Here is a 12947-nt window from a genome sequence, read left to right on the forward strand (position 1 = left end):
GTCGTAGGTAGCAAGTCAATGGTCAATAGTCAATGGTCAATGGTTAATGGTTAATGGTCAATGGGGCCGGATGTTATTGACGCGACCGGAGGGAGCCATTGACCCGCGCAGCGAATTGACACGACCGAAGGGAGGTATTTACCGCGCAGCACACTTACGCGACTGAAAGGAGCAACTTGCCACACAGCGACTCATGTTACAAGCTCGCAACACTTTCCATACTCCACGCCTCAGCTTTCTCCTCAAACAGCACCTTCGTTTTCGCCCATGTGGCAGCGAACAATTCCGAGTTGCGGTATGCCTGCAATGCTGCATCCGACTTCCAGGTGCTTCGGGTGAAGTAGATGTTTCCGGCTTCCATATCGCGCAGAAGTTCCACCGACCGGCACCCTTCAAATGCCCTTATCTGCGGTGATGCGGTTTCGAAGATGCGCTCGAATTCGGCACAGGCTTCGGAGCGGAAGGTCATTTTTACAAGGCGGGTGAGCATGGGAGTCGTAAGTCGTAAGTAGCAAGTCGTTAGTCAATAGTCAATGGCCAATAGTCAATAGTCAATGGTCAATAGTCAATGGTCAATAGTCAATGGGTGTCGGATGCCATTTACGCGACCGATAGGGAGCTATTGCCCGCGCAGCGAATTGACGCGACCGAAGGGAGCCACTGACCGCGCAGCGAATTGACACGACCGCAGGGAGTCATTGACCATTTTCAAATTATCTTTCTTCTTCCGCAAAATCAATCCTTACGATTTCGCCCACCCGCAGACCCAGCAGGTTGGCTGCATGTCCTTTGTTGATGGCTATTTCCAGGTAGCCCGAGGCACCGAACAGTGCGAGTTTTTCACCGTCTGGTACTTCGTCATAGGCTTTGTGAATGACCTGGATGTCATAGCCGGGTCGGCGGAATGACATATTGAAGTTCCGTGATTTGCCCACCTGCTTGAAATCCTGTCGCTTGATGTTCGTGATCACGTTCCCATACACATCCACATACAATACGCTGCCCTTGATGAGGTTGGTTTCGGTGACCGGCTGGAGGAAGGTGCGTTGTACCATTTGGGTATAGGGACGTCCCAGCATTTCCAGGGTGCCTCCCCTGGCGATGTGGCATGCAGCTTTTACGAACAGCTCTTTGGCAGGGAAGGTCATCAGGTCGCTGTCCTGGCTGATGGTCAGTTCCACTACCTTGGTGGCGGGCTGTTCGAGGATCAGGGAAAAAATGCCATTGTCTGTGCCGATGAAATAGTGCCCCTCGTATTCCAGCGCCAGGTGGGGTACATCGGCGCCGGGGTGTGAGTGCACCGCCACCATGTGGATGGTTCCGGGTGGAAACTGGCTGTAAGCGTTCTTGAGAACGAAGGCAGCCTGCAGGATGTCAAAAGGGTCAATGTTGTGGGTGATGTCCACCACGTTAACCTCGCTGTATTGCTTATAGATCGTGCCTTTTACACTTGCTGCATAATAATCCCGGTTTCCCCAGTCGCTTGTGAGGGTAATAATGCGCATAAAAAGGCCGCTTGCAGGACGCCAAATCGAGGCGAAAGTCCTAAATTTGACCGTAAAATTAATGAAAAAGAAACCTTGCCCGAAAGGCGAGGTGTATCGGACAGGAATAATTTGAGGCATTTGAAAGAGATCATCATCCACCTCGACACCATCTCGCCGGTTGATCTGTATGGGGTCAACGACACCCATCTGCATGCGATCAGGAAGCAGTTCCCGGCGGTTTCCATTGTGGCCCGGGGCACCGTCCTGAAGGCGCGTGGCATCGAAGCCGACCTTGAACTTTTTAGTCAGAAAATGGATGTGTTGATCGCCCAGATCGAGAAAAAAGGAAAACTACCCGATCACATGGTGGAGGAGATCCTTCAGCATGCCGATCCGGAAAACGGCAACGGCGTTTCTTTTGACGATGTGCTGGTGTACGGGCAAAACGGCCTGATGGTCAAAGCCCGCACCCTGAACCAGCGTCGCATGGTGGCTGCCTGCGACGAGAACGACATGATCTTTGCCATCGGTCCGGCGGGAACCGGCAAAACATACACCGCCGTGGCCCTGGCCGTAAGGGCGCTGAAGAAGAAGGAGGTGCGTCGCATCATCCTTACACGTCCGGCAGTGGAAGCAGGGGAGAACCTGGGTTTTCTGCCCGGAGACCTGAAGGAAAAGATCGATCCGTACCTGCAGCCGTTGTATGATGCGTTGCACGACATGATCCCTGCATCCAAACTGCAGGCGTACATGGAAAACGGGATCATCCAGATTGCACCGCTTGCGTTCATGCGCGGCCGCACCCTCGACAATGCCTTCGTGATCCTGGATGAAGCCCAGAACGCCACCGAGAACCAACTCAAGATGTTCCTCACCCGCATGGGGCCTAACGCCAGGTTCGTGATCACGGGTGATGTAACGCAGATCGACCTGCCCAGGCATCAGCCCAGTGGCCTGCTCCAGGCAAGGAAGCTGCTGGCCAATGTGGAAGGAATTTCTTTTATCACCCTGGACCAGGTAGACATCATCCGCCACCAGCTGGTGAAACGAATTGTAGAAGCTTACGGAGAACCAGAACAGAAATAATCAATTCAAGCCTATGAATGCATTGACAAAAACCAACTTTAACTTCCGCGGACAGGTAAGTCATTACCAGGGAAAAGTCCGTGATGTGTATAACATCGATAACAAATTACTGGTGATGGTCGTGTCTGACCGCATCTCTGCTTTTGACGTGGTGCTCCCCAAGGGCATTCCGTTCAAAGGACAGGTGTTGAACCAAATCGCTGCCAAGTTCCTGGATGCCACATCCGACATCGTGCCCAACTGGGTGATTGATGTGCCGGACCCGATGGTGACCGTGGGCCGCTACTGTCAGCCTTTCAAAGTGGAAATGGTGATTCGTGGTTACCTGTCGGGTCACGCATGGCGCACCTATAAGGCAGGCACCCGCGAACTCTGCGGTGCTGTGATGCCCGAAGGCCTGAAGGAGAACGACCGTTTCCCGGAACCCATTATCACGCCTTCCACCAAAGCCGATGAAGGCCATGATGAGGACATCACGCCGGCCGAGATCGTGTCGTCCGGATTGGTTTCCAAAGAAGACTATGAACAACTGGAAGCATACACCCGTGCATTGTTCAAGCGTGGTACCGAAATTGCTGCCGAGCGCGGACTGATCCTCGTGGATACCAAATATGAATTCGGAAAAGATGAGAACGGTGTCATCACCCTCATCGATGAAATTCACACCCCTGATTCATCCCGTTACTTCTACAAGGAAGGTTACGAAGAGCGTCAGCAGAAAGGCGAAGCCCAGAAACAGCTGTCAAAGGAATTCGTGCGCGAATGGCTGATGGCAAACGGTTTCCAGGGCAAGGAAGGTCAGCAGGTACCTGAGATGACCGATGAGATCGTAACACAGATATCCGAGCGTTACATCGAGCTGTTCGAAAAGATCACCGGCGATGCGTTTGTCAAGGCAGACAGCGGCCAGGTGTTGTCACGCATCGAAGCGAACGTGAATAAATTCCTGACCGAAAGGTGGGGTGAGGGTAGTCAGTTGCTGTGCAGTCAATAACTCCCTGTCGGTCGTGTCAATAACATCCGACCATTGACCCGCCTGCACTTCGTTACGGTCGGACAGGCCATTGACTATTGACCAATACCCCGCGCATTCCTACCGGTATCAAAAAAAGCCTCTCATGTTCACCACGGGAGGCTTTTTGTTTTGATGGTGGCGTACCTACGGCACGCTTACCTACCGCGGATGTTTACATGCTACCAATGTGTCGCTCCTAATGGAGCGAATCCGGTCTGACGCATGCGTCCTTGCATTGTTCCATAGTAACAACACATGGGTGGAAGAACACACACTAAGGAGATGAATGCATGCGTGCCGTAGGTACGCCACAAACATTACGAATGACGAATGACAAATGACAAATGAAAGTGATCGGGTCTTTGCGTCTAACGTCTGGAATGGACGAACGGAATCAGATAATTTCCTTTACCTTTATCATATGAACAATGCCATCCGTATACAGGAATTACTGAAACTCAGTGTGGCGGAGCGTATATTGATCATTCAACAGCTTTGGGACAGCATTGATCCGAGCGATCTGAAACTTTCGGAAGCCCAAAAACAGGAGCTTGATAAGCGCCTGGAAAAACACCGGGGAGGGAAAACCGGATTTCATACATGGGATGAAATCAAAAAGTTCCTTCGCCCGAATGACGACACATTATAGCCTTCTGTTTTCTGACGAGTCCGGACTTGATATCCGGGATGCTTATTTGTGGTACGAATCCCGGCGTCCGGGATTAGGAGAGGAATTTGAATCATGTCTTGAAGATGCGTTTTACCTTTTGACGCGCAGTCCCCGGCTGAATCAGATCATGTACAAGGGGATTCGGGTACATTACATCTCGCGCTTTCCCTATGGAATTCATTACTTACTGGATGAGCTGAATATCCGTGTGATGGCGGTGTTTCATACAAGCAGAAATCCCTCGTCGTGGGATCATCGACTCGATGAAGCTTGGTAGATGAAGATGCAAGATGACGGCTTGTGGCGTACCTGCGGCACGCCTGCGTACCGCGGGTGTATGCATGCTACCAATGTATCGCTCCTAATGGAGCGAATCCGGTCTGACGCATGCGTCTTGCATTGTTCCATAGGAACAACACATGGGTGGAAGAACACACACTAAGGAGATGAATGCATGCGTGCCGTAGGTACGCCACAAACATTACGAATGACAAATGAAAGTGATTGGGTCTTTGAGCTTAAAGTCTATCGTCTCACATCTCACATTCCGCATCCGCTACAACGACGGAATATCTGCAAAATAGACGGGATAGGAGTGGAAAGCCCGCAGCGCGTATGCAATGTGTGCCGGACGGACTTGCAACGCATAGCCCGACGGGCGTTGGTACGGGCGACAAACGGTGGTCTTCTTCAGCCCATTTTCAAATTAGCACATCACCCCTTTTTCAAATCATTTCCCCGAGCTTCCCTGCTTTTTGTCGTCGTACTCTTTCTTGATTTGCATCGGGTTTTGGTGGTTCCATTCCTTTTGCTTGTACAGCTGGAACCTTGAGGGGATCACCTTCCTGGGGAAGTAGTTGTTCTCTTCATCGGTATCCGCGGTTTCGAGGAACGGGTCCAGTGTGAATTGCGCCACTTCCTTGTCGGTGGTGATCACCTTGGAAACAGAATCATTGTCCATCACCCAGATCTCGGCCGGGTAGCGTTTCACTTCAGATGTGCCGTCGGTGTAGTCGATCTTCACGATCACGGGCATGACCAGTCCGCCCACATTTCTCAGGTCGAGCTGGTAGAAGTACTTGCCGGATTGCACGAATGCACGTTCTTCATCGGTGAGGCTGTTGAGGTATTTCTGGTAATCCGACTGGTCCCAGGGTTCTACCTGGAGCGGATCGTAGTTGCTGTAGAAGTCGAGGATGGTGGAGTCTTCGTCTGACAATTTGTGAAGTTCCTTGTTGCGCAGCACGGTGATGTTTTGTGGTTTCTCTTTTTTCTCGGCTACCTGGCTGGGTTTTTCCACATCCGGGTTTTGGGTATCGATGCGGTACCACGTTACCTTGTCCAGCGCAATGTCTACATGGTCGGTGGTGAAGAACCATCCCCTCCAGAACCAGTCGAGATCGGTGCCTGATGCATCTTCCATGGTGCGGAAGAAGTCGGCGGGGGTAGGATGTTTGAATGCCCAGCGCCGTGCATACTCTTTGTAGGAGAAGTCGAACAGTTCGCGACCCAGGATGGTTTCCCGGAGGATATTCAGTGCTGCGGCGGGTTTGGAGTAACCGTTGTTGCCGAATTGTTTGAGTGATTCGGAATTGGTCATGATGGGCACCATGGTGTTCTGGCTGCCTTTCATATAGTCTACGATCAGGTTGGCGGGGCCGCGTCGTGACGGGTAGTTGTCTTCCCATTCCTGTTCGGCAAGGAACTGGGTGAAGGTGTTCAGGCCTTCATCCATCCATGTCCATTGGCGTTCGTCGGAGTTTACGATCATGGGGAAGAAGTTGTGACCCACCTCATGGATCACCACGCTGATCAGTCCGTACTTGGACCGTTCGGAATAGGTGCCGTCTTTCTCAGGTCGCGGACCGTTGAAGCAGATCATCGGGTATTCCATGCCACCCACGGGTCCGTTCACGGAGATGGCAACCGGATAGGGATAGTTGATTGTATGTTTGCTGTATACCCGCAGGGTGTGCATCACGGCTTTGGTAGAGTAGAGCGACCACAGCGGATTGCCTTCATTCGGGTAGTATGACATGGCCAGTACGTGGTTGTTTCCGATGGTCACGTTGCATGCGTCCCAGATGAATTTGCGGGAACTGGCCCATGCGAAGTCGCGGACCCTGTCGGCTTTGAATACCCATGTTTTCTTGGCGGTACTGCGTGAGGTTTCGTTCTTCTTTGCTTCTTCAGGGGTGATGATGAGCACGGGTTCTTTGGCGTTGCCAGCGGTTTTCAGGCGGTTTTGTTGTGCGGATGACAAGACCTGCGTTGCATTCTGCAGGGTACCGGAAGCGGCCACCACATGGTCCGCAGGAACGGTAAGGCTTACTTTGTAATCTCCGAAAGGAAGTGTGAACTCACCTCTTCCGAGGAATTGTTTGTGCTGCCAACCATTCACGTCGTTGTATACGGCCATGCGCGGAAACCATTGGGCCACTTCGTAGAGGTAGTTGTCGTCATCCTTGAAATACTCGTAGCCGCTGCGTCCGCCCATCTGGCGTTGATCCTGGATGTTGTACCACCATTTGACGGACAGCGTGAAGGAGGTATGAGGGGCGAGCGGGGTGGGAAGATCCACCCGCATCATGGTGCGGTTGATGGTGTAGCTTAGGTTTTTTCCATTCTTGTCTTTCACTTCCTGGATCTTGAAGCCTCCGTCGAAGTCGCTGTCGAGAAACCACCGGGCCTGTGAAAGCGTCATGTGGTCGGGCAGGCTGCCGGTGCGGATGGAGATGGCGTCGGCGTCTTTGGCGCGTACATTCTGATCGAGTTGCAGCCACAGGTAACGAAGTTGATCCGGGGAGTTGTTGGTGTAGGTGATCACTTCCGAACCCGTGATGCGGTGCTGGGCGTCATCCAGTTCTGCCTGGATCACATAATCCGCTTTTTGTTGCCAGTACTCGTGACCTGCATCCCCGGAACCGGTCCGGTACACATTCGGGGTCGGCAGTTCCATGTCTAGCTGCCTGAACTTCGAGTGGTCGGTATTGTTCTGCGCACCGGCAACAACGGCCATGCACAGCAACACCTGGAAAAGTGCAATTCGCTTCATGAGAAAAGATGAATAAGAGATAATCGATACGGCTCTTCCAAAGGTATACAATCCCACCAAGAATGCAACCCGGTTCGCATTCGGGTGGACAGAATAGTACCTTTGTCGGACAATTCCAGATAAAGACGCGATGAACATCCTATGGGTTGCATGCTGGCTGATTTTCGGAAACTGGCATCCGGTGCATGTGTCGGTGTGCGAGGTTGCACACAATGAAAGGGAGCATACCCTGGAGATATCCCTGAAGGTTTTTGTGGACGACATGGCCCAGGCGCTGACCGAGCGAACCGGTCAGGAGATTGCTTTCAGCGACGACCTGACCGACTCCGTCCACGACAGCCTGATCGTTGCTTACCTGGCCGATCATTTCACGATTTCCCTGGATGGAAAACCGGTGCTGATCAGTATGCTTGGAAAGGACGGTAAGGGAGAAGACCTGTGGATCTACATGACGGCGCCGGCAGGAGCATTTCACCGGATGACCGTTCGCCAGGATGTGTTGTTCGACGAATTTGCGGATCAGCAGAACTTCATCCACTTCCGTCGGGGAAACTACAAGCATTCGGCGACATGTACGGTGCCCAGCCCGGTGGCGGAGTTTATTCCAAATTAGGAATTAGAAATTAGGAATTAGGAATTAGGAATTGAAGGTAGGTTTGAAACTCATCATTTGCTGCTTGGGATTCTAAGGCACGCATGTTTTCTTCCCAAAATATTTTGTTGCCGATTGCATTAACCTGAGACCTGCGAATTTTCAAGAGTTATGCATACACATTCCTAATTTCTAATTTCTAATTCCTAATTATTTCACAAACCCTTTCCATCGCTTCATGTATTCGATGAACGGATCTCCGAGGCCGCGTTCGCGAAGCTGTACAACAGAGAATGGGGGAGCGTCCGGAACATAGTTTGCATCTTTGATGTGCAGTGCCCAGTCGGGATTGCCGATGGCGGCTGTACCCACGGTTACCATGTCCACACCCAATTCCAGCATGTGGTCCACATCTTGCCTGGTTCGGATCTTTCCTGCCACCATCATGGGAATGCCGGATGGAATGCGTTGGCGGAACATTTCGGCCACGGTCGGACCGGCGTCCATTTCGTTCGGTCGTTTGCGCGCATCCCAGATGGAAACGTCGATGAAGTCGGCACCGGACTGTACGAGTTGGTCGCACAGGTCAAGGCTTTCCACTATGTCGATGCCTTCTGCGAACCCGAAGTCTTCCGGGGAAATACGGATGCCCACCAGGAAATGATCGGGTACCCTGCTGCGGCAGGCTTCCAGGCATGCCACCGCAAACCTGGCCCGGTTGGCAGCATTACCACCCCATTGGTCTGTCCGTAAATTGAAGGTCTTGCTCAGGAACTGGCTGATCAGGTATCCGTGTGCGCCGTGGAGCTCAACGCCTGTGAATCCTGCTTTGTACGCACGTTCGGCGGCGGCGCTGAAATCTTCAATGGTCTGCAGGATCTCGTTTTCTGTCATGGCCCTGACCTTGAGCAGGCTGCCGTCGCGTTTGGTGATCTCATGGCCGGAGGGGCTAACGGGCATTTGTCCGGTCACTTCCTCCGGGGCACGCATACCGCCGTGGTAAAGTTGTACGATGGCAAGGCTTCCGCAATCTCTGATCCCTTTGGCCAGACGGGAAAGGCCTGGCAGCAGGCGGTCGTCGAAGATGCCGAGTTCGCCCTTCCATCCCTGGCCGTGCAGAGATACGTGTGCAGCGCAGGTGATGAGGGTGCCGAATCCGCCTTTCGCCCGGCGGACAAGCCAGTGGTATTCATCGTCGCCCAGGCTGCCGTCTTCATGACTTTGCAGGTTGGTCATGGGTGCCAGCACAAGGCGGTTGGGTGCTGTCACACCACTTCGGGCAAACGTAATCGGAAGGTAAGGGTCTGTCACAGGATTTGGTTCAGGGGAGTTTGCTTCCTTTGGCGGCCCACCACGGTCTCACTACCACCTTGAGGCGACCTGCCTTTACAGCGGGGTCGGCTTCTGCCAGCATACGTACTTCCTCTTTGTCTTTTACATTGGTGTAGATGGCGATACCACGGAAATCGGTGTCTTCATCGAAAGGCCCGGCCATGCAGATCTTGCCGGCTTTGGCCAGGTTGCTGAGGTGGTTCAGGTGGCCTTTCTGTATGTTGGCCAGCTGGGTGGAATCCAGTTCAAGGGCTTTATCGCCTCTCATGAGAAATACCATGAAGTACTTCTGCATGACATAGGTGCTGTCGCCATCCTTGTATTCGAAAGTGTCCTGTGCGCGGGCGCTGGAAAAGGAAAACAGTGTGATCAGGCTAATCCAAAACAGGCTTGTCAAACCAATCCTGAACCCAGGGTGCATCACCCGGCCGGTCATTTTTATGTTGGAATTCATTGGTGTGTGGGTTATAGGTATAGTCTTTCCCGTATTTCCGAAAGTTCGCCGCGATGTCTTTGATGCCTTCCAGGATTTGCTGAACTTCCTGTTTGGTATGGGTTGGGTGGATGCTCATCCGGATCCACCCGGGTTTTTCAGACAGGTCGCCCTGGTTGATCTTGTCTGTGATGGAGCGGGAGTGGGCCACATCCACGTGTAGCAGGTAATGACCATAGGTACCGGCGCAGGAACAACCGCCGCGCACCTGGATGCCGTACTTGTCGTTGAGCAGCCGCACGCCCAGGTTGTAGTGCAATCCGTCTATATAGAAGGAAACCACACCCAGCCGGTCTTTGATATGGCCTGCCAGGATGTGAAGGTTGGGGATGGCTTCAAGCGCAGGAAAGACAATGTCCATCAATTCCTTTTCGCGGGCGATGATTTTGGGAACCGTCATTTCCTCTTTCAGGCGCACGCACAAGGCAGCGCGTATGGTTTGGAGAAAGGAAGGGGTACCGCCGTCTTCCCGGGCTTCGATGTTTTCCAGGAAGCGGTGTTCGCCCCAGGGGTTGGTCCAGGCCACGGTGCCGCCACCCGGTTCATCGGGGATGCGGTTGTTGTAAAGTGTTCTGTTGAAAATGAGGATGCCCGATGATCCGGGGCCGCCCAGGAATTTGTGCGGAGAAAAGTAGATGGCATCCAGTCGCTCCGCGGTATTTTCCGGATGCATGTTGATATCAATGTACGGTGCGGAACAGGCGAAGTCCACGAAGCAGAGTCCGCCATGGGCATGCATGATGGCGGCGATTTTGTGGTAGGGTGTTTTGATGCCGGTCACATTGGAACAGGAAGTAACGGCAGCGATCTTGATCGGGCGATCTTTGTGCTTTTCCAGAATCTCTTCCAGCTTTCGGGTGTCCACCAGTCCCTGGTCATCGGCATCCATCACCACCACTTCCGCGATGCTTTCGAGCCATGTGGTATGGTTGGAGTGGTGTTCCATATGAGTGAGGATCACCAGTGGTCGTTCGTTGTCGGCCAGCTTGATGCGGTCGCGGTATCTTTCGTGGATGCGGAACCCGAGGATGCGCTGGAACTTGTTGACTACCCCGGTCATGCCTGAGTGAGACGAGATGATGATGTCATCTTCATCGGCATGCACATGTTGCTTGATCACCTGCAGGGCCCGGTGGTAGGCCTGTGTCATGGTAGAACCGGTGGTGCTGGTCTCGGTATGTGTATTGGCTACATAGGGAGCGATCTGGTGATGCATGCGGTTTTCGATCGGCTCATACAGCCGGCCGCTTGCGGTCCAGTCGGCATAAAGGATCTCCTTTTCACCATACGGTCCGTTGAACGTCTGGTGAAGCCCGATGATCTTGTCGCGGAAGGGTTGGAACCATTCTTCGAGCAAGGATGTGTTTTCGGATGTTGGTACGGTTTTGTGACTCACGGCACAAAAATAACAGATAATTGTATCGGTTAAAAGCCCGCCACATCGGCCAGGTTTTCCCGCCATACGAGAATGACCACGCCTAGGATGGCCATGAGGGCACCCAGCAGGCTGCGGAAGGTGACCCTTTCTTTGTAATAAAAAACGGCAATGGGCATCACGGTCACCGGTAGCAGCGAGAAGATGGTTTGCGCCACCGATACTTTCAGGTAAGTGATGGCCAGCATGCTCAGGGATACGCCAATCACCGGTCCCATGACGGCCCCGAAGAGGGTGAAGCCGACGGCAGCTTTGTTGCCGCTGAGGATGGGGCGGGTGACCGTCCAGAAGCGGCGCGTGAGAATGGTGAGGGTATAGATGGCCACGGTGCCGATGAGCATACGGATCCATGCGGCCTGAACAAAATGGAGTTTGGGGCCGGGTGTGTTCAGTCCTTTCTTGGCCAGCACCAAACCTATTCCCTGGCAGGTGGCTCCGGCCAGGGCGTTCAGTATGCCTTTGGCGAATGAACCGTGGTGTTCGGAATAACCTTCGTTGGTACCCGGTCTGGTGAGGATAAGCACCAGGATACCGGCAATGGTGATCAGGATCCCAAGCATACCGGGCAGGTTGAGGGTTTCCCCCAGTAATAGGTATCCGCCCACCAATGCAGCGATGGGTGCGAAGGTGGTGAGGGCGCTGGACAAACGGGCGCCCAGGATGGCAAATCCGCTGAAGTTGAAATGATCGCCCAGGGCGAGGCCGATGATGCCGGAGCACCCGAGCCAGAAATAGTGAGAAGACGTTGGGGATGTGAAAAGGGTAGAGGGTGGCCCGTCAATGAGAAGGACGCCGAAGACCGTAAGCAATAGGGTGGCAACCACCAGCCGGAAATGGTTCACGGCATTCGCACCGATGCGCCGCGATCCTTCGGTGAACGCAAAGATGCTGAACGACCAGCAGACGGTGGTAGCGAGGGCTACGAAGATGCCAACCACGGATGTTAATTATGAATGAGAAATGAGGAATTGGGAGTGAAATTACGAATTACGAATGAGGCATCCATCATTCTTTTGTTGCATAAAAAGGTGCAACAAACAACCACCAACAAACAACGAGCCTACCGTTGTCCGAAGATGGCGCTTCCGATCCGTACCATCGTGCTGCCTTCTTCCAGGGCGATGCGGTAGTCGCCCGACATGCCCATCGAAATCTCCCGGAATGCATCGGTGTTGCTGAAATATCCTTGCCGGAGGGTATCGAATGTTTGTTTCAGATGGCGGAATTCATTCCTGACCTTGTTCTTGTCATCGGTGAACGAAGCCATCCCCATCACACCCTGAACGGAAATGTGTCGCATGGCGGCGTATTCCTTGCTTTCCAGCAATTCCCTGGCCTCGGCTTCATTCAGTCCGAACTTGGTTTCTTCCGAGGCAATATGAAACTGGAGCAGGCAGGGAATGACGCGGTTGTTTCTGGCGCCCTGTTTGTCGATTTCCTGGAGAAGCTTGAGGCTGTCCACACCGTGTATCATGGCTACGAAAGATGCGATGTATTTCACCTTGTTGGTTTGCAGGTGTCCGATCAGGTGCCACTCGATATCCTCCGGGAGTTCGGGTTGTTTGGCGGTGGCTTCCTGCACCCGGTTTTCGCCGAAGATTCTTTGCCCTGCGTCGTAAGCTTCGCGGATGAGTTCGGGTGGATGGGTTTTGGAAACAGCTACCAGCCGGGCGCCGAACGGTTTCAGTTCGGCTTCGATCTGATGCAATCTTTCTGAAATATTGGTTTGTACCATAGGCATAAAAAAAACCCGGGCGATGGGGGCCCGGGTTTCTGGAGTTT

13 protein-coding genes are annotated in these 12947 nt (G+C 53.0%); 5 read left to right on the forward strand and 8 right to left on the reverse strand.

Annotated features, from left to right (window positions below; genetic code table 11):
- Positions 1-196: 196 nt before the first annotated feature.
- Positions 197-490, reverse strand: coding sequence for an antibiotic biosynthesis monooxygenase (locus tag H6585_05750; GenBank protein MCB9447834.1), 294 nt, complete (start codon positions 488-490; stop codon positions 197-199).
- A 223-nt stretch (positions 491-713) separates the two neighbouring features.
- Positions 714-1505: an SAM-dependent chlorinase/fluorinase gene (locus tag H6585_05755; GenBank protein MCB9447835.1), complete on the reverse strand. Its 792-nt coding sequence runs from the start codon at positions 1503-1505 to the stop codon at positions 714-716.
- 120 nt (positions 1506-1625) lie between these two features.
- On the opposite strand from H6585_05755, the gene H6585_05760 reads away from it, so the two are divergent.
- From H6585_05760 to H6585_05775, 4 genes are all read left to right on the forward strand, one after another.
- On the forward strand, positions 1626-2573 hold the full coding sequence (locus H6585_05760) for a PhoH family protein (protein ID MCB9447836.1): 948 nt from the start codon (positions 1626-1628) through the stop codon (positions 2571-2573).
- Between the two features lie 13 nt (positions 2574-2586).
- Entirely contained in the window at positions 2587-3567 is a 981-nt protein-coding gene (locus H6585_05765) for a phosphoribosylaminoimidazolesuccinocarboxamide synthase (protein MCB9447837.1), read from the forward strand.
- 442 nt (positions 3568-4009) lie between these two features.
- On the forward strand, positions 4010-4237 hold the full coding sequence (locus H6585_05770; protein ID MCB9447838.1) for an addiction module protein: 228 nt from the start codon (positions 4010-4012) through the stop codon (positions 4235-4237).
- Entirely contained in the window at positions 4221-4535 is a 315-nt protein-coding gene (locus H6585_05775) for a type II toxin-antitoxin system RelE/ParE family toxin (protein MCB9447839.1), read from the forward strand. Before H6585_05770 ends, H6585_05775 begins: the two co-directional genes overlap by 17 nt.
- A gap of 453 nt (positions 4536-4988) precedes the next feature.
- Here H6585_05775 and H6585_05780 read toward each other — a convergent pair whose 3' ends face one another.
- Positions 4989-7313, reverse strand: coding sequence for a M1 family metallopeptidase (locus H6585_05780; protein ID MCB9447840.1), 2325 nt, complete (start codon positions 7311-7313; stop codon positions 4989-4991).
- Positions 7314-7443: 130 nt separating this feature from the next.
- Here H6585_05780 and H6585_05785 point away from each other — a divergent pair, with 130 nt between their 5' ends.
- On the forward strand, positions 7444-7926 hold the full coding sequence (locus tag H6585_05785) for a hypothetical protein (GenBank protein MCB9447841.1): 483 nt from the start codon (positions 7444-7446) through the stop codon (positions 7924-7926).
- A gap of 189 nt (positions 7927-8115) precedes the next feature.
- On the opposite strand, the gene H6585_05790 is transcribed toward H6585_05785, so the two are convergent.
- The 5 genes from H6585_05790 to H6585_05810 form a co-directional block, all read right to left on the reverse strand.
- The gene (locus H6585_05790; protein ID MCB9447842.1) at positions 8116-9216 is read right to left on the reverse strand and encodes an NADH:flavin oxidoreductase; all 1101 of its coding nucleotides are present in this window, start codon (positions 9214-9216) and stop codon (positions 8116-8118) included.
- A gap of 10 nt (positions 9217-9226) precedes the next feature.
- The gene (locus H6585_05795; GenBank protein MCB9447843.1) at positions 9227-9634 is read right to left on the reverse strand and encodes a hypothetical protein; all 408 of its coding nucleotides are present in this window, start codon (positions 9632-9634) and stop codon (positions 9227-9229) included.
- Complete coding sequence (locus H6585_05800) at positions 9612-11192, reverse strand: aminotransferase class V-fold PLP-dependent enzyme (protein MCB9447844.1); 1581 nt, start codon at positions 11190-11192, stop codon at positions 9612-9614. Before H6585_05800 ends, H6585_05795 begins: the two co-directional genes overlap by 23 nt.
- The gene (locus H6585_05805; GenBank protein MCB9447845.1) at positions 11156-12103 is read right to left on the reverse strand and encodes a DMT family transporter; all 948 of its coding nucleotides are present in this window, start codon (positions 12101-12103) and stop codon (positions 11156-11158) included. Before H6585_05805 ends, H6585_05800 begins: the two co-directional genes overlap by 37 nt.
- 122 nt (positions 12104-12225) lie before the next feature.
- Entirely contained in the window at positions 12226-12900 is a 675-nt protein-coding gene (locus H6585_05810; protein MCB9447846.1) for a YggS family pyridoxal phosphate-dependent enzyme, read from the reverse strand.
- Positions 12901-12947 lie beyond the last annotated feature (47 nt).

The sequence above is a fragment of the Flavobacteriales bacterium genome (assembly GCA_020635855.1).
Classification (GTDB): Bacteria; Bacteroidota; Bacteroidia; order JACJYZ01; family JACJYZ01; genus JACJYZ01.